Source organism: Nonomuraea sp. NPDC049758 (genome assembly GCF_040674635.1).
GTDB lineage: Bacteria > Actinomycetota > Actinomycetes > Streptosporangiales > Streptosporangiaceae > Nonomuraea.
Map to the genome: position 1 here is coordinate 118299 of NZ_JBFAMZ010000001.1, position 17219 is coordinate 135517.

14 protein-coding genes and 1 pseudogene are annotated in these 17219 nt (G+C 70.5%); 5 read left to right on the forward strand and 10 right to left on the reverse strand.

Features of this window, described 5'->3' with window-relative positions; genetic code table 11:
- Positions 1 to 68 precede the first annotated feature (68 nt).
- Together AB0J46_RS00510 and AB0J46_RS00515 are read right to left on the reverse strand one after the other, a co-directional pair.
- The gene (locus AB0J46_RS00510; RefSeq protein ID WP_020546542.1) at positions 69 to 491 is read right to left on the reverse strand and encodes a roadblock/LC7 domain-containing protein; all 423 of its coding nucleotides are present in this window, start codon (positions 489 to 491) and stop codon (positions 69 to 71) included.
- On the reverse strand, positions 488 to 3310 hold the full coding sequence (locus AB0J46_RS00515) for a nitrate- and nitrite sensing domain-containing protein (RefSeq protein ID WP_364324470.1): 2823 nt from the start codon (positions 3308 to 3310) through the stop codon (positions 488 to 490). Before AB0J46_RS00515 ends, AB0J46_RS00510 begins: the two co-directional genes overlap by 4 nt.
- A gap of 768 nt (positions 3311 to 4078) precedes the next feature.
- Between AB0J46_RS00515 and AB0J46_RS00520 the strand changes: the two genes are divergently transcribed.
- From AB0J46_RS00520 to AB0J46_RS00530, 3 genes are read left to right on the forward strand one after another with little or no spacing between them, the layout of a single operon-like run.
- Positions 4079 to 4954 carry an ABC transporter substrate-binding protein gene (locus tag AB0J46_RS00520; protein WP_358283719.1) on the forward strand — a complete coding sequence of 292 codons (876 nt, stop codon included), beginning with the start codon at positions 4079 to 4081 and terminating at the stop codon, positions 4952 to 4954.
- Positions 4951 to 5769, forward strand: a complete 819-nt coding sequence (locus AB0J46_RS00525; RefSeq protein WP_358283717.1) for an ABC transporter permease subunit — start codon at positions 4951 to 4953, stop codon at positions 5767 to 5769. The genes AB0J46_RS00520 and AB0J46_RS00525 overlap by 4 nt, the downstream gene beginning before the upstream one ends.
- Positions 5766 to 6596: an ABC transporter permease subunit gene (locus AB0J46_RS00530; protein ID WP_364324474.1), complete on the forward strand. Its 831-nt coding sequence runs from the start codon at positions 5766 to 5768 to the stop codon at positions 6594 to 6596. The genes AB0J46_RS00525 and AB0J46_RS00530 overlap by 4 nt, the downstream gene beginning before the upstream one ends.
- Here AB0J46_RS00530 and AB0J46_RS00535 read toward each other — a convergent pair.
- Positions 6583 to 7017 carry a pyridoxamine 5'-phosphate oxidase family protein gene (locus AB0J46_RS00535; RefSeq protein ID WP_364324477.1) on the reverse strand — a complete coding sequence of 145 codons (435 nt, stop codon included), beginning with the start codon at positions 7015 to 7017 and terminating at the stop codon, positions 6583 to 6585. The genes AB0J46_RS00530 and AB0J46_RS00535 overlap by 14 nt on opposite strands.
- An 82-nt stretch (positions 7018 to 7099) precedes the next feature.
- Between AB0J46_RS00535 and AB0J46_RS00540 the strand changes: the two genes are divergently transcribed.
- Together AB0J46_RS00540 and AB0J46_RS00545 are read left to right on the forward strand one after the other, a co-directional pair.
- Positions 7100 to 8392, forward strand: coding sequence for a flavin-dependent oxidoreductase (locus AB0J46_RS00540; protein ID WP_364324480.1), 1293 nt, complete (start codon positions 7100 to 7102; stop codon positions 8390 to 8392).
- 105 nt (positions 8393 to 8497) lie between these two features.
- Positions 8498 to 9271, forward strand: a complete 774-nt coding sequence (locus tag AB0J46_RS00545; RefSeq protein WP_357971191.1) for an ABC transporter ATP-binding protein — start codon at positions 8498 to 8500, stop codon at positions 9269 to 9271.
- A 38-nt stretch (positions 9272 to 9309) separates the two neighbouring features.
- On the opposite strand, the pseudogene AB0J46_RS00550 reads toward AB0J46_RS00545, so the two are convergent.
- The 7 genes and pseudogenes from AB0J46_RS00550 to AB0J46_RS00580 form a co-directional block, all read right to left on the reverse strand.
- Positions 9310 to 9396: pseudogene (locus AB0J46_RS00550) on the reverse strand (hypothetical protein); the annotation flags it as partial.
- Positions 9397 to 9451: 55 nt separating this feature from the next.
- Positions 9452 to 10003, reverse strand: a complete 552-nt coding sequence (locus AB0J46_RS00555) for an ATP/GTP-binding protein (RefSeq protein ID WP_352350489.1) — start codon at positions 10001 to 10003, stop codon at positions 9452 to 9454.
- A 7-nt stretch (positions 10004 to 10010) separates the two neighbouring features.
- The gene (locus tag AB0J46_RS00560) at positions 10011 to 10415 is read right to left on the reverse strand and encodes a DUF742 domain-containing protein (RefSeq protein WP_055507219.1); all 405 of its coding nucleotides are present in this window, start codon (positions 10413 to 10415) and stop codon (positions 10011 to 10013) included.
- 19 nt (positions 10416 to 10434) lie between these two features.
- Entirely contained in the window at positions 10435 to 10848 is a 414-nt protein-coding gene (locus AB0J46_RS00565; RefSeq protein WP_201760494.1) for a roadblock/LC7 domain-containing protein, read from the reverse strand.
- 5 nt (positions 10849 to 10853) lie between these two features.
- Positions 10854 to 14129: a nitrate- and nitrite sensing domain-containing protein gene (locus AB0J46_RS00570; protein ID WP_364324483.1), complete on the reverse strand. Its 3276-nt coding sequence runs from the start codon at positions 14127 to 14129 to the stop codon at positions 10854 to 10856.
- 251 nt (positions 14130 to 14380) lie between these two features.
- Positions 14381 to 15778 carry an aminobutyraldehyde dehydrogenase gene (locus tag AB0J46_RS00575; RefSeq protein ID WP_352321455.1) on the reverse strand — a complete coding sequence of 466 codons (1398 nt, stop codon included), beginning with the start codon at positions 15776 to 15778 and terminating at the stop codon, positions 14381 to 14383.
- Between the two features lie 18 nt (positions 15779 to 15796).
- Positions 15797 to 17140, reverse strand: coding sequence for a glycosyltransferase (locus AB0J46_RS00580; protein WP_364324485.1), 1344 nt, complete (start codon positions 17138 to 17140; stop codon positions 15797 to 15799).
- Positions 17141 to 17219: the final 79 nt, after the last annotated feature.

Below are 17219 nucleotides of genomic sequence, written 5' to 3' on the forward strand. Positions count from 1 at the left end.
CGACTGGGGCTGTGGCTTGGGCGGAGGCGCCCAGCCGCCGCTGTTCCATCTCTGGTCCGTCACCTACATCACCTGGTCTGGCTGGCGCGCAACTCGGCCCGCACAGCCGGGGTCAGCACCTGACCGGCGCGATCCACCATCAGAGTCATCTGGTACGCCACCAGCCCCATGTCACAGTCCGGAGCCGCCAGCACCGCCAGGCACGAGCCGTCGCTGATCGACATGATCAGCATCAGCCCGCGCTGCATCTCCACGATCGTCTGGTTGACCGCACCACCCTCGAACACCCTGGCCGCACCCTGCGTCAGGCTCACCAGCCCCGACGCGATGGCGGCCAGCTGGTCGGCCCGGTCAGCCGGAAAACCCGACGAGGCCGCAAGCGGCAACCCGTCGGACGAGACGACCACCGCATGTGCCACACCGGGGACCGTGCTGACGAAGTCGGTGATCAACCAGTCGACTCCGCGCGCCGCGTGGCTCAGGTCGTTCATGCGCCCTCCTCTCTTTCACTGTTGTGGGCTTCACCGTTGTAGGAGCCGCGAGGGCCCGGCTGGAACGCCTTGCCCCCGGTGATGTCGTCGCGGGCCGCCCGGAAGCCCTGCTGGAAGCTGGACAACCTGTTCCGCACCCGGTCCGGCGAGACCGAGGGCATCGGGGACACGCCCTTGGGCGAGGCGGAGGTGTCGGCCGAGCCCGGCACCAGGTTCGCCTTGGGCACCCGTTTGGGCAGGCCGGCCGCGGTCGTGCCGTCGCGGGCCGGCTCGGCCACCGCCTCGGCGGCGCTCCAGCCGGCGTCGGCCTTCGTCGAGCCCCAGCCGCCCTCGTCGCGCCCGAACCAGGCCGACTCGACGGCGGCGAAGATCGGCAGGTAGTCGTCCCCGGCGGAGGCGGGCGGCACGGGCGGGATCGGGCCGGTGGCCGCCGACTCGGTCTCGGGGAAGTCGGGCCGCGGACGCTGGAGGCCGTCCTGCTTCCAGGGTGGCGGCGGCTCGGCCGCGGGACGCTTGGGCAGCCCGCGGTCGCCGTTGTTGCGCGGCGGCGACCAGATGTCGTGGCTGTCGAAGCCGCCGCCGTGCGGGTCGGAGGGCCAGCCGTCGTCCGACGGCCACTGCGGCCAGTTGCCCCCCGCCTCCGGGTTCGACGGGTACGACGGGTGCGCGGGGCCCATCTGGTAGGTGGGTCGCGGCCAGTCCTGTCCGGCGGCCGGGGGCGCCTGCGGCCAGTCGGCCGCCGGTGTGAGCGGCGCCTGCGGCCAGTCGGCTCCCGGCGCGGGCGGCGCGGGCGGCCAGTCGGCCCCCGCGGCGGAGGCGGCCGCGGGCCAGTCGGCCTCGGGCGGAGCCGAGATCGGCGGCCAGTCGGTGGCCGGGGGCGCCGCGTGCGGCCCCACGTACGGCTCGCTCCCGGACGTGCTCTCGGCCGCCGCCGGCTGCATGCCCGCGAACCCGGGCGGCTGCGTGCCGAGCATGTTCTCCGGGACGAGCACCATGGCGGTCAGCCCGCCCGAGCTGTGCGGACGGAGTTGCACCCTGATGCCGTGCCGGTGGGCGAGCCTGGCGACCACGAACAGGCCCATCCGCCGCGAGACCGACACGTCGACGCTGGGCGAGTCGGTGAGGCGGTCGTTGGCCTGGGCCAGCTCCTCGGGGGTCATGCCGATGCCGGAGTCGGTGATCGACAACATCACGCCGCCGCCGTCGATCCTGCTGCCCGACACCGCCACCCGGGTCTCGCGCGGCGAGAACGACAGCGCGTTCTCCACCAGCTCGGCCAGCAGGTGGATGACGTCGTTGACGGCCTGGCCGGCCACCGACACGCCGTCGGGCACCTGGAGCACGACGCGCTCGTAGCTCTCGACCTCCGACAGGGAGGCGCGGGCCACGTCGACCAGCTTGACCGGCTGGCTCCAGCGCCGCGGCGGATCCTGACCGGCCAGCACCAGCAGGTTCTCACTGTTGCGCCGCATACGCGTGGCCAGGTGGTCCAGCTTGAACAGGTTGCCCAGCCGCTGCTCGTCCTGCTCACCCTGCTCCAGACCGTCGATCAGGGTGATCTGCCGCTCCACCAGCGTCTGACTGCGCCGCGACAGGTTCACGAACATCGCGTTGACGTTCGAGCGCAGCCGCGCCTCCTCGCCGGCCAGCCGGACCGCCTCGCGGTGGACCTCGTCGAAGGCGCGCGCCACCTCGCCGATCTCGTCGTGGGTGTCCACCCCGATCGGCGGGACGGGCCCGACCTTGCCGTCACCCGCCTCGCGGAGTGCCCGCACGGTCTCCGGCAGGCGTTTGCCGGCGATGTCCAGGGCCTCGCGGCGCAGCCTGCGCAGCGGCCTGATGAGCGAGCGGGCGATGAAGGTGATGATGATCAGCACCACGATCAGCAGGATCATGATGAGCACGCCGGAGATCAGCGCCGACCTGTTGGCCGCCTCCTCCAGGGCGCGGGCACGCAGGATGACCGAGGAGGCCAGCGACTTCTCCACGCTGCGCAGGGCGTCGATCTTGCCCGTGCTGACGTCGAACCAGGTGCCGACGTCCTTGTCCGGCCGTACGCCGATGCTCAGGGGCTTGGCCTCGACGGACTGGGCCATGGCCCGCAGCCGGAACAGGTCGGTCTGGTCGACGTCCCTGCCCACCACGGTGTCGCGGTAGAGCTCCAGCTGGTCGATGCTGGCGAGGGTGGCGAACAGGGTCTCCTCGCTCTCCTCCCGCGCCTTGGCGTCGGAGAGCGCGTCGAGCTCGCCGCTGTCGAAGCTCTTCTTGTCCAGGGCGCTGGCCAGGATGCCGCGCTGCTTGGACGCCTGCTCCTTCGCGCGCGCGATGGCCGCCATGGAGCTGGCGCTGTGGGAGATGTCGTCGTCCACCGCGACCTGTCCCACCTGGTCGTGGAACTGCAGGAGGGTGGCGATGATCTGGGAGTACTTCTGGATCATCGGCAGCGGCTGGATCTTGCCCTTGACGGCGGTGTCGCGCAGGGTCTGGATCTCCTCCAGGCGGCGCAGCACCGGGCGTACGGAGTCGGCGTGGGTGTCGGTGAGGGCGCCGGCCCGCACCTTGGCCTCGTCGATGAGGTTGTCGACCCCGCTGTAGGTGGTGCGGAGCTGGGCCGCGCGGCTCTCCGGACGGCCTTGGGCGATGTAGAGAGCGGTCTCGTCCCGTTCGAAGGCCAGTTCGTGCGTGACGGCGCCGAGCTGCTCGCTGAGCTCGGCCACCTCTCTGAGTGTCTGGTAGGTGTCGGCGTCCCTGAGGGAGGTGATCACGTTCAGCCCGCCCAGGCCCACCGCGACAGCCGTGGGCACGACGATCAACGCCACGAGGCGCGATCGTACGTGCCAATTGCCCAATCCGAACCTGTTAGAAGCAGGTTTGGGCAGCCGTCGCTTCTGGTGCCCGTGCGGCTCGCGGTCAGCGGAAGCTTCAGCGCTCTGCGTTCTCACTTGCCTCGCAACCTCTCGCCCCGGAGGGGAATTCTCGAAGACCATGCAGGTAAATGCACGTGGGGCAATATGTACAATCGAGATGAGGGCCATTTGAGCACAGGTGCCGGTCAGGACCAACCACCTATAGTGCCCCTCTGAGGCTTATATCCCGGATTGTCCAAAAATTGTGACAAAATTGGTAGACCGCCGTTTACCTGCAAAAACGGGCAGCCGAAACGTGTTCCGCAAGCCTCTTTCTGCCCGCGGAACGATCCAGGTCAGCTAGTCCCACCAGTAACAGACGCCTCGGTCGCCACCCTCTTTCCCAAAACGGACAAAGACATCTCACGCCTCTATTTACGATAGAGCGGCAAACGGACATTGCAACCACAAGAGTCATTTTCTTGATAATGACTGCCAATGTGGTGCTACGGTCGATTCCTGCTTGTTCGTCAGGCACTCAGCCCCGGGGGCAGTTCAGCCACCCGGTCCCCCCGGCTCCACGTCTTGAAGGGAGTCCCTGACATGAGGCTTGGCCGCTCCGCCAAGGCCGCCATCATCGGGTTCGCTGTGACTTTAGGCGCCGTAGCGTGCAGCACCGGCGGCTCAACCACCGCCAGCGCACCACCACCCTCCGCCTCCGCGAACGGCGGCGGCGGCGCCTTGGAGAAGACGAAGCTCAAGATCGCCACCCTGCCCGCCATCGACAGTGCCGCCATCTACGTCGCCATCGACCAGAAGCTCTTCGAGCAGGAGGGTCTCGACGTCACCCCGCAGGTCGTCCAGGCCGCCCCCGAGGCGATCCCCATGCTGGTCAACGGCGAGATCGACGCCATGTTCGGCAACTACGTGTCGATGTTCCAGGCGCACGACAAGGGGGCGATCAAGATCCACGTGCTCGCCGAGGGCTCGCGGGCCGCCCCCGACTCGCTCAGCATCATGGCGCTGCCCAACTCCCCCATCAAGACGCCGAAGGACCTCGCGGGCAAGACGATCAACGTCAACGTCCTGCACAACTTCCAGGAGCTCGCGCTCACCCAGGTGCTCAAGGCCAACAACATCGACCCCGGCACGATCAAGTACGTCCCCGTGACGTTCCAGAACATCATGGCCTCGTGGAAGAGCGGCCAGATCGACGCCGCCTACCTGGGCGAGCCGCAGGTCACCGCGGCGACCTCGTCGATGGGCGCGCGCAAGATCCTCGATCCGGCCTCCGGGCCGGCGGCGGAGTTCCCGATCTCGGGATACATCAGCACCCAGGACTGGTACGACAAGAACCCGAGGACGGCGGCGGCCTTCCAGCGGGCCATCCACAACGCGGCCAAGCTGATGGAGAACAACCGTGAGGTGGTGGCCAAGGTGCTGCCGAACTTCACGCAGATCGACGCGTCCACGGCGGCGACGGTCACCTTCCCCTACTTCTCCAGCTCCGACAACCCGGTGCGGCTGCAGCGGGTGGCCGACTGGATGTGGGAGGCCAAGTGGCTGGGCAAGGAGATCGACGTCAAGACGTTGATGTCGCCGACGACGTCGGGGTGAGCAGCACCGCGACGGGCGTCGTCCGCCGTCCGGCCGGCGCCGCCACGCGGTGGTCGCGCCGGGCGGCGGGGGCGGCCGGGTTCGCCGTCCTCGTCGAGCTGCTGAGCCGGTCGGGGCTGGTGGACGCCGAGGTGCTGCCGCCGGCCACGCGGATCGTCGGGCGCGGCCTGGCGCTGCTCGCCGATCCGGCCTTCCTGACCCACGCCCGCACCAGCCTGCTGGCCTGGGCCTTCGGGCTCGGCCTCGCGGTGCTGGTGGCGGTGCCGCTCGGCCTGCTGCTCGGCAGCGTGCCGGTGATCGACGCCGCCACCCGCTCGGTGGTGGAGTTCCTGCGGCCGATCCCCTCGGTGGCGCTGATCCCGCTGGTCGCCCTCGTGATCGGCACCGGCCTGCAGCTCCGCGTCACGCTCGTGCTCTACGCCGCCATGTGGCCCATCCTCTACAACACCATGTACGGCCTGCGCGGCGTCGACCCCGTCGCCAAGGAGACCCTGCGCTCCTACGGCTTCGGCCCGCTGTCGGTGCTGCTGCGCGTCAGCCTGCCGTCGGCGGCGCCGTTCATCACCACGGGCGTGCGGCTGGCGGCGTCCGTGGCGCTCATCCTGACCGTCAGCACCGAGATCGTGGCCGGGCGCGGGGAGGGCATCGGCGTGTTCATCTTCTTCGCCGGGATCGCGGTCCCGGCCAGGATGACCGACATCCTGGCCGGGGTGTTCTGGGTGGGACTGTTCGGCGTGCTGGTCAACGCGCTGCTGGTGGCGGCCGAGCAGCGTGCCTTCCGCTGGCACCACGCCCGGCTGACGGAGGGGTCGTGACCGGGGCCCGGCGCGGTCCGTCGGCGCGCGACCGCACGCGCGGCACGGCGTTCCGGGTGGCCGTGCTGGCCGTGCTGGTCCTGGCCTGGGAGGCGGGCACGCGGCTGGCGGGCAGCTCGTTCTTCCCGCCGCCGACGACGATCGTGGCCCGGATGCACCAGATGTGGTTCTCCGGCCCGCCCGGCAGCCTGTTCCTGACCGGCGCGGCGGTGGACGACGTCCTGCCGAGCCTGGGCCGGATGGCCGCCGGGTTCGCGGGCGGGGCGGTGGCCGGGGTGGTGCTCGGGCTGGCGTTCGGGCTGTCGGCGCGGGTCTACGACTATCTCGACGGCGTGCTGCAGTTCCTGCGCGCGATCCCGCCGCCCGCGCTGGTCACCGTGTTCCTGGTGGTGTTCGGCTTCGGGCTGCGCATGCAGCTGGCGTTCATCATGTTCAGCGTCGTGTGGCCGGTGCTGCTCAACACCGCCGACGGCGCGCGGGCGGTCGATCCGCTGCACCTGGACACCGGGCGGGTGTTCCGGCTGTCGGGGACCGAACGCCTGCTGCGGGTCGTCCTGCCGTCGGCGCTGCCGAAGATGTTCGCCGGGCTGCGGTTGTCACTGTCGTTGTCGCTGATCGTCATGGTCTTCGCCGAGCTGCTGCCGGGGGCCTCCAACGGCATCGGGTTCCAGCTCACCACCGCGTACTCGACGTTCGACCTGCCCGCGATGTGGGCCGGGATCGTGCTGCTCGGCGTGCTGGGCTACCTGCTCAACGAGCTGTTCCTGGTGGCCGAGCGGCGGGTGCTGGCCTGGCACCTCGGCGCGCAGCGGCTCATGGAGCAGTGAACGTGCCGGCGGCGACCGGGCGGCTGCGCGGCGGCTCGTAGGCGCCCGAGTCGATGCCCCACGACGCGACGGCCAGCGGCATGATCTCCACCCATACGGGCTCGTACCCGGGTTTCAGCCGCTCGCCGCCCTTGGCGTGGACCCGCCCGACCCCCTGGACGAGGACGCCGCGCGGCCCGTCCTCGGTGAAGTCGTCCACGACGAGCGACACCTCGGGGTTGTCCCTGACGTCCCGGCGGTACCGCCGGGGACGCACGCCGCCGGGCAGCAGGCGGGAGCCGACCGCGATCATGCCGCGGTCCGGCTGGAGATGGATGCGCACGGGCACGACGTGCGGCGTTCCCCCGGCTCCCGCCGTGGCCAGCCGCGCCAGGTCGTGCTCAAGCAGGTAGGCGAACTCCCCGTCACTGAATCCGCGCATCACACACCTCACACCCAGATAGGAACGAGGTTAATGGGATAAGTCTGGTCTTCGGCCTGCAAAGGGCGAGAAACTTATCGTCATGTTCCCCGTCAGGGACACGTGGGACCGGATCGAGACCACTGGGGGCGACGTGCGGACGATGGTCGTGGGCGCCGGGATCGGCGGGCTCACCACCGCGCTCAGCCTGGCGGCGGCCGGGCTGGAGTGCGTGGTCGTGGAGGCGGCCGCCACGCTGAGGCCGCTCGGCGTCGGGATCAACCTGCAACCGCACGCCGTGCGGGAGCTGACCGAGCTGGGCCTGGCCGGCGAGCTGGCCGCGCTGGGCGGGGAGACGACCTTCATGACCTTCGCCGACCGGCACGGCAACGTGATCCTGGCGCTGCCGCGCGGGCGCTCGGCCGGCTACCGCTGGCCGCAGTACAGCATCCACCGGGGCGAGCTGCAGATGGCGCTGCTGGCCGCAGTCGAGCAGCGGGCCGTCCCGGTGCGGACGGGCGTCCGCCTGGAGGGCTTCGAGCAGGACGGTGACGAGGTCCTCGTCCGGCTCCGGCAGGGCGGCGAGCTCCTGGAGGAACGCGTGGACGTGCTCGTCGGCGCGGACGGCGTGCAGTCCACGGTGCGGGCGCTGCTGCACCCGTCGGACGACCCGCTGTTGTGGGCCGGCATCAGGATGTGGCGCGGGGTGGCCGAGGCCGACCGCGTCCTGGACGGCGCCACCGTGCTGGTGGGCGGCTCCAACCGGGCCGGGAAGTTCGTCACCTATCACATCTCGGCCCGCAACCCCCGGCTGGTCAACTGGGTGGCCGAGGTCAAGGTGGCCGAGCCCGGCGTCGTCGCGGAGGCCGACTGGTCGCGCGCCGGCCGGCTGGAGGAGGTGGCCGCGCACTTCGCCGGCTGGCGGTACCGGCCGGCCGACGTCCAGGGGTTGCTCGCGGCCTCCCCGCGCATCCTGGAGTACCCGATGGTGGACCGGGACCCGCTGCCCGTCTGGGGAGAGGGCCGGGTGACGCTGCTGGGCGACGCCGCGCACCCGATGTACCCGATCGGCTCGAACGGCGGCTCGCAGGCGGTGCTCGACGCGCGGGTGCTGGCCCGCTGCCTGGCGACGTCCGGGGACCCGGTCACGGCGCTCAAGGCGTACGAGGAGGAACGGCGTCCGCCCACGTCGGCGCTGGTGGTGGCGCATCGGGCGCTGCCCATCGAGGATACGATCGGGCTGGTGACCGAGCGCGCGCCCGACGGGTTCGCCGACATCGCCGACGTGCTGACGGAGGCCGAGCTGGCCGCCATGGCCGGGGCGCAGCGGCGCATCTCCGACGCCGACGTCCGGGCGCTGAACGAGCGGGAGTCGTGGAGCGTACGCATCCCATGACAGCCGCGAAGACTCAAGGGTAAGATCCGACACCGTAGAGCCATACCGACATTTCCGGCTTCCCGAGTCGGTCCTCCGCTCGCGGCCTCGCCCCCTAGGACATCCATGCTCGAGATTGAGAACCTCTCCCACGTGTACGGCGGCGGTGGCCCCAACGCTCACCACGCCATCGAAGGGCTGAACCTGAGCGTCGCCGCGGGCGAGCTGCTGTGCATCGTCGGGCCGTCGGGAGCCGGGAAGTCGACCCTGCTGCGCTCCATCGCCGGGCTGATCAGGCCGACCGGCGGCGAGGTCAGGGTCGAGGGCGAGCTGGTCCGGCAGACCCCCGACAACCTGGCGGTGGTCTTCCAGGACTACAGCCGCTCGCTGTTCCCGTGGATGTCGGTGGCCGACAACGTGGCCCTGCCGCTGCGCCGCCGCGGCATGGACAAGCAGCAGCGTCGCGAGGCCGCCCAGGAGGCGCTGGAGTCGGTCGGGCTCCAGGGCGCCGAGAAGAAGTACCCGTTCCAGCTGTCGGGCGGCATGCAGCAGCGGGTGGCGATCGCGCGGGCGCTGGCCTACCGGCCCTCGCTGATGCTCATGGACGAGCCGTTCGGCTCGGTCGACGCCCAGACCCGCGAAGACCTGGAAGACCTCGTGCTGAAGGTGCGCGGCCACCACCAGATGACGATCGTGCTCATCACCCACGACATCGACGAGAGCGTCTACGTCGGCGACCGCGTCGTGGTGTTGTCGAAGGCGCCGGCGCACGTGGTCGGCGACCTCAAGGTCGACCTGCCAGAGCCGCGCGACCAGATCACCACCCGCGAGCACCCCGACTTCGTGCACCTTCGCGCCGAGGTCGGCCGCCTGGTGCGCGGCCACGCCGCCACCGTCTGACGCGCGGGCGCGGCGGTCACGGCTGCGGTCACCGCGCCGTCCGGGATGACGACCGCCGGGGGCGGGTGGCCGGCCGCGCCCATCGTGCAGCGCCGGGTGACGGGGTCGGACACGGCGTACAGGCAGGTGGCGCCGGTGGGCGCGCGCGGATCGGAGTGCGCGCGCCCGGGGCGCGTCGGGCTATACCGGCGTGTGGGAGTGGCGGGTGAGCGCGTGCTCCACCAGCGTGATCAGGGTGGATTTCACCGCGTCGCGCTGGCGGGCGTCGAGGCGGACGATCGGGATGTGCCCGCCGACGGACAGCGCCTCGCGGATCTCGTCCTCCGCGTGGGCGAACTGGCCGTCCCAGCCGTTGATGCCGATGACGAAGGGCAGCTTGGCCTCTTCGAAGTAGTCGATGGCGGGGAAGCTGTCCGCCAGACGGCGCGTGTCCACCAGGACGACGGCGCCGATCGCGCCGCGCACGAGGTCGTCCCACATGAACCAGAACCGGTGCTGTCCGGGGGTGCCGAACAGGTAGAGGATCAGGTCGCGATCCAGCGACACACGTCCGAAGTCCATCGCCACGGTCGTGGTCGTCTTGTTCGGCGTGAGCGAGACGTCGTCGACGTGGGCCGAGGCGTCCGTCATGACCGCTTCCGTGGTGAGCGGCAGGATCTCCGAGACCGCTCCCACGAACGTCGTCTTCCCCACGCCGAAGCCCCCGGCCACGACGATCTTCGTCGAGGTCAGACCGGGGCTAGAGCCTGCGAAGTCCACTGAGCACCCTTTCGAGCAAGTTGAGGTCCGGCTTTCCCGCGTCCAGCGCAGGCTGGTGCACGCGGATCAGGCCCTCCGACGCCATGTCGGCGATCAGCACCCGGACCACACCAAGGGGCTGGCGTAAAAGGGCGGAGATCTCGGCAACCGACCGGACGTTCCGGGTCAGCTGAATGATCGCCTGATACTCCGGACTCAGTAGGGAAATGTCTTGGTATTCCGACGTCACGGAGGACACCAAAGCCTCCATGGCGAACTTCATCCGCGGCGCGGTGCGCCCCCCGGTCACGGCATAGGGCCGTACCAGGGAACTCGGCTTCTGCGGACGAGGGGCCGCCGGATGCGGCGGAGTGCTATCACCAGCCCAACCCTGACCTGACACCATGATCTCCTGTCACCGCCCGCTAGCGGGGGCGGGCCGCTTGCAGCTCAGCGCGTACGGCCGGGGTGAGCACCTGACCGGCGCGCTCGACCAGCAGCGTCATCTGGTACGCCACGAGGCCCATGTCACAGTCGGGAGCCGCGAGGACGGCCAGACAGGACCCGTCGCTGATGGACATGATCATCAACAGCCCGCGCTGCATCTCGATGACGGTCTGGGTGACCATGCCGCCCTCGAAGACCCGCGCGGCGCCCTGCGTCAAACTGATCACGCCCGAGGCGACCGCGGCGAGCTGGTCGGCCCGGTCCTTGGGGAAACCCTCCGAGAAGGCCAGCGGCAGGCCGTCGGACGACACCACGACGGTGTGCGCGACGCCCGGCACGTTGTTCACGAAGTCGGTGATCAGCCAGCTGATGCCACGCGCTCCCTGGCTCATCTCTCTCATTTGTCCTCCTCATTCTCTTCTCCGCGGGTGAACGCGCGGCCTTGCCGCACTCCCTGCTGGAAGCTGGAGAGCCTGCTGCGCAACCGCTCGGGCGAGATCTGCGGCGGCGGTGACGTGGGCTGCGGCTCGGCGAGACTGGCCGTACCGGGCACGAGGTTGGCCTTGGGCACCCGGCGCGGCAGCCCCGAGGACGTCGTGCCGGCCTGGGCGGGCTGCGCGGCGGCCTGGGCCGCCTGGAAACCGGAGTCGGCGGGCGAGGACCACGACGCGCCGGCGCCCGACTGGCCGGGCCTGCGCTGCGGCAGCCCGGACCGGCCCACCGCCGGGGCGGCGGGCGGCGCGGCGGGCGGCGCGGCCGCCGGAGAGTCGGCGGGCACGGCCGGATGCACGGCGGTGATCTCGTGCTCGGGCTCCTGCTCCTGCTGGCGCAGCTGCTCGGGGTCGGGCCTGCGGAACCAGTCCGAGCCGACGGACGAGAAGATCGGCAGGAACTCCTCGCTCTGCTCCTCCAGGGGCGAGGTGCGCACCACGGGGAGCGGGCCGGTCAGGTCCTGGGAGGAGTAGTCGCCCTGGCCGAACGGGCCGTAGGCGCCCGGACGGCTCTGCTCGTACTGGTCGGCGGGCTTGGGCTCCTCCGCGCCGTACCCCGGCAGGTCGCCGAACGCCGCCCGGTAGGGCTCCTCGCCGAACGCCGAGGGGCGCGGCGGGTCGACCGACTCGAACAGGGACCGCCGCGGCGGCTCCTCGTTGAAGGCCGACTGGCCGAGGGAAGTGTCGCCGAAGGACGGCGAGCCGAAGGAGGACCAGCGGGGCTCCTCCGTCCCGCTCTGCGGCGGCTCGGTGGCGAAGGACGGCCAGCGGGGCTCGTCGTCCTGCAGCGGCGGCGGCTGCTCGGCGAAGGACGGCCAGCGCTGCTCGCCCCACGGGGACTGGGCCTGCGGCTGCGGCTCGGGCTGGGCCGCGGGCGGCTCGTCGGCGAAGAACGGCTTGGGCTCGTCGCCGAAGAAGGGCTTGGGCTCATCACCGAAGGACGGCTTCGGCTCGTCGCTGAAGAACGGCTTCGGCTCGTCACCGAAGGACGGCTTGGGCTCCTCGGCGAACGACGGCCAGCGCGGCTCGTCCCGGACCGGCTCCTCGCCGAAGGATCCCCAGCGGGTCTCCTCCTGGGCCGACTCGTCGGCGAAGGACGGCCAGTTGCCGGTGCCCGGCGCGGGCAGCGAGCCCGGCCACTGCGTGTCCAGCACCCGGTCGGCCGCGTCGGGCGCGGAGACGGGGGCGCCGTTCTGGCTCGCCTCGGCGGGCGCGGCGGCGACGCCGAACTGGCTCGGGTCGAACGTGGTGAACGCCTCGTACTGGCTGCCGGGCTGCTGCGGCATGCCGGCGCCGCCGCTGATGAGCATGTCGGGCATCATCACCAGCGCGCTCAGGCCGCCGGTCTCCCGCATGCTGAGCTGGACGCGGATGCCGTGGCGCAGCGCCAGGCGGCCGACCACGAACAGGCCCATGCGGCGGGAGACGCCGACGTCCACGACGGGCGGGTTGGCCAGGCGCCAGTTGGCCTCGGCGAGCTCCTCGGGGCTCATGCCGATGCCCAGGTCGTTGATGGAGATCATGACGCCGCCGTCGGCGGCCACGCTGGAGACCTCGACCTTGCTCTCGCGCGGCGAGAAGGAGATCGCGTTCTCGATCAGCTCGGCGAGCAGGTGGACGGCGTCGGTGACGGCCGGGCCGACGATCAGCGTGCCGGACGGGATCTTGATCTGGACCCGCTCGTAGTTCTCGACCTCCGACAGCGAGGCGCGGGCGATGTCGACCAGCGGCACCGGCTCGCTCCACTTGCGCGCGGCCTCCTGGCCGGCGAGGACCAGGAGGTTCTCGCTGTTGCGGCGCATGCGGGTGGCCAGGTGGTCCAGGCGGAAGAGGTTGGCGAGCCGCTGCTCGTCCTCCTCGCCCTGCTCCAGGCCCTCGATGAGCTGCAGCTGCCGTTCGACCAGCGTCTGGCTGCGGCGGGAGAGGTTGACGAACATGGCGTTGACGTTGGCGCGCAGCTTGGCCTCGTCGCCGGCCAGCCGGAGCGCCTCGCGGTGGACCTCGTCGAAGGCCCGCGCCACTTCACCGATCTCGTCACGGGTGTTGACGCCGACCGAGGGCACTTCGGGCATCTGCGCGCCGTCGCCGGACTCGCGCAGGATGCGGACGGTCTCGGGCAGCCGGGTGGTGGCCACCTGGAGCGCCTCGGCGCGCAGCCGGCGCAGCGGGCGGACCAGCGAACCGGCCACCCGGGTGGTGATGATCAGGACCAGCAGCAGCAGGACGAGGATGGTCGCGCCGCTGATGATGGCGTTGCGCTGCTCGGTGTCGCTCAGCTCGCGGGCCCTGGTCACGATCTTGGTGGCCAGGGAGTCCTCGACCTTGCGCATGGTGTTGCCGGCCAGCGTGGTGCTGTCGTACCAGCGGCTCAGGTCGCGGGCGGAGGTGACGTCGAGGTCGCGGATCCGGTTGTACTCGCGGACCTGGGCCAGGGCGCGCTGCCGCATGGCGTCGGCGCGGTCGATGTCCGGCCCGCGCATGCTCTTCTGGTACGCCCGCAGGTCCGCCGGGTCGGCCTCCCGCTCGAAGGCGGTCAGCTCGGCCTGCTGGCGGCTCCACGAGCCGAGGAACTCCGACAGGTCGTCGTAGTCCAGCTCACGCTCGATGAGCGCGATCATGAGAATGGCCTGCTGCCTGGAGACTTCTTCCTTGACCCGCTGCAGCGAGCCGAGGGCGGCCACGTCACCCTGGAGGTCGTCGTCGTTCACGCCGTCGCCCAGGTCGCCCTGGATCGCGGAGAAGACGCCGATCATGGTGGTGTACGTGGTGATCGCGGCTCGCGGGGGCGTGCCCTCGGCCACCATCGACGTGCGGAGGCTGTCGAGGCCGGTGAGCCACCGGCGCATGTTCTCCACACCGTCGCGGATACGGGCCGAGTGCGCGGCGTCGATGGCGTTGGCCGAGGCCAGCACCTTCTTCTTGGCCGCGTCGACGGCCGCGCGCTGGGTCTTGAGCTGGACGAACCGCCCCGCCTTCGACTGGTCGGTCACGTACCACGCGGTGAGCGTGCGCTCCTTGGCCAGCTCGTGGTTGAGCCCGCCGATGCGCTGCACCAGCTCGGCGACCTGGGTCAGCCGGCGGTACTCGGAGCTCGTCCCGATGGCGTTGGCGAGCTGCACGCCCGCGAGGAGCACGCCCACGATGGTGGGGATGAGGATCAGCGCGATCAACCTCGAGCGCACACGCCAGTTCCCCAGCCGGAACCTTCCGCCTGTGTACTCCCCTGACCTCGTGTGCCTGGGGTTTTCCGTCCTCACTGACTCTCGCTACCTCTCGCCGGTACGTGCTCGAAAGAAATCAGACACGCGTGTGGCGCATGGGATTCTGTCCGGCTGGGTAATTGGAACACAGTCCGTACCAGACGGCCAACCGTACATTTCCCACTAAATGCACCCAAAGCGACACTTTGGGTGTCATATCGCCGTACACGTTTTCAGGCGGGCCGGAACGAATCCCGCTCCACGGGCGCCGCGTGCTTGACCATGAGGTGACGCGTCACCGAATACTCCTGCACCGCCTCCTGGCTCATGTCCTTGCCGAACCCGCTGCCCTTCACGCCGCCGTGCGGCGCCTCGCTGGCGATCGGAAGATGATCGTTCACCCAGGTCACGCCCACGTCGAGCCGATGGGACACGCGCATCGCCCGTGCGACGTCGCGCGACCACACCGACGAGGCCAGCCCGTAGGGGGTGTCGTTGGCCAGCCGGACGGCCTCGTCCTCGCCGTCGAACGGCAGCGCCACAAGGACCGGTCCGAAAAGTTCACCTTGGACGATCTCGCTGTCCTGTGCGACATCGGTCACAAGCGTCGGCGGGTAGAAGAACCCGGGCCCCTCGACGGGCGCGCCGCCGTGCACGATCCGTCCGCCCGAGCGGGCGACGAAGCCGTGCACCCGCTCGCGGTGGGCGGCCGAGATCAGCGGGCCGATGTCCGTCGCCGGGTCCCAGGGGTCGCCCACGGTGATCTCGGCGAGGGTCGCCCGGATGGCCTCCACGGCGTCGTCGTAGATCTCGCGGGCGACGTAGACGCGGGTGGCCGCGGTGCAGTCCTGGCCGGTGTTGTACGTGGCGCCCATGGCCACGCCGCGGGCCATCTCGGCCAGGTCGGCGTCCTGGAAGACCAGGGCGGGCGCCTTGCCGCCGAGTTCGAGGTGCACCCGCTTGAGCGTGGCCGCCGCGCCGGTCATGACGGCCCGGCCGGTGCCGGTCGAGCCGGTGACGCTGACCATGTCCACGCCCGGGTCGGTGACCAGCGCCTGGCCGACCTCGGCGTCGCCGGTGACCGCCTGGACGAGCCCTTCGGGCGCGCCCGCCTTGGCGAACAGCTCGGCCAGGCGCAGCGTCGTGCGCGGCGTCTGCGGCGCCGGCTTGATGACCACGGCGTTCCCGGCGGCCACGGCCGGGCCGACCTTCCACACCGCCATGACGAACGGGAAGTTCCACGGCGCGATCGACCCCACCACCCCGACCGGACGGCGCAGCAGCACCGAGGTGTATCCGGCGCTGAACACCCCGGCCCCCGACCCTTCGAGCGAGCGGGCGGCGCCGGCGAAGAAGCGCAGGTTGTCGACGGCGAAGGGCAGCTCGCCGTCCCTGAAGACGGCCGCCGGCTTGCCGGTCTCCTCCACCTCCAGCCGGGTCAGCTCCTCGGCGTCGGCCTCCACCAGGTCGGCCAGGCGCAGCAGCAGCCGCTGGCGCTCGGCGGGGGTGGTCTGCGCCCACTCCTCGAACGCGCCCCGGGCGGTCCGGACGGCCGCCGCCACGTCGGCCACCGGGGTGTCCGGGATCTCGGCGCACGGGAGGCCGGTGGCGGGGTTGATCAGTTCACGCATGGAAAGTCCTCGAAATCCCTACTGGCCGAGCTGTTCGATCAGGTCGGCGGCCTTGCGCAGGCCGTCGCGGCGGCGGATCTCCTCGCCCGCCGCGGCGAGCCTCGCGCGCATCTCGGTGTCGCCGAGCAGGCGCTCCACCGCGCCGGTCAGCTCCTCGTCGGTGAAGGTGTAGGTGGAAAGCCTGACACCGTAGCCCAGCTCGTCCACCCGCTGGGCGTTGTCGTACTGGTCCCAGAACAGCGGCAGCACGATCATCGGCTTGCCGAAGTGCGCCGCCTCGGTGGTGGTGTTGTTGCCGCCGTGCGTGATGACCAGGTCGCACATGGGGATGATCTTCGTCTGCGGCAGGAACTCGGCGCCGTACATGTTGTCGGCGAGCTTGATCTCCTCGTGCAGCGGGCCCTTGGAGACGATGTACTGGTGCCGCGTGCCGGCCAGGATGTCGATCACGCGCTGCATCAGCTCGACGTCGGAGGAGCCGAGCGAGCCGAGCGAGAAGTAGATCAGCGAGCCGTCGTTGCGCTCGTGCTCATGGTCGCGCCCGCTTCGCTCCTCGTTGGCTCCTCCGTCGCTCTCTCGTCGCGAGCTCCTGCGCTCGAAGGGCAGCGTGAAGTCCTCGTCGGTCTCGCGCACCGAGGAGTCGAGCCGGTGCCAGCTCGGGCCGAGCGGGCGGGCGTCGGTGTAGTCGAGGATCTCGGGGAAGACGTAGAGGTTCAGGTCGCCCTCGTGGATGAAGTCCAGGTCGGGCAGCGGGGCGGTGCCCTGCTCGACGCACCACTCGTTGAAGGCGGTCCAGATCTCGCGGTGGGTGCGGTCGTACTCGGCGCGGAAGGCGGCCCAGTCGGAGCGGTCGCCGGCGGGCAGTCCGGAGAAGACCGGCGCGACGTTCTCGCCGCGCACCTCCAGCGGGTTGCAGGAGACGATCCGGACGAACTTCTTGCCCGCCGTGAGCAGCGCCGGGAACGTGATCACGTTGTCCTCGACGATCACGTCCGGGTTCACCCGCTCGATGATGGCCTTGAGCTGCGGCTCGCAGTACTTGGCGCCGTCGATGAGGGAGTCCCAGATGGGCTTGGTGACGGTGTCGAGCTGCTCCAGCGTGCTCTTGCGGTACTCCGGCGCGGTCTCGCGGATGAAGTCCTTCCAGAACTGGCCGGCGTCCTGCTCCTCGGCGTTCTCGGGCGGCGGGGCCAGGTCGACGAGGTCCTCCTCGAAGCCGAGCGCTTCGAGCTTGCCCTTCCAGGACGACTCCGCGGCGAAGACGACGCGGTGCCCGCGACGGCGGAGAATGTCGCCGACGCCGATGCAGTTGTTCGTGGGGCCGTACGCGCTCTCTGGCATGAACAGGATGGTGAGGGACATCGTGAACTCCGGGGGAACTCGTCAAATTGAAGAGGAATTCAAATACTCATCTAGCGTGAAGCGCAAGTTAAGTGCACTA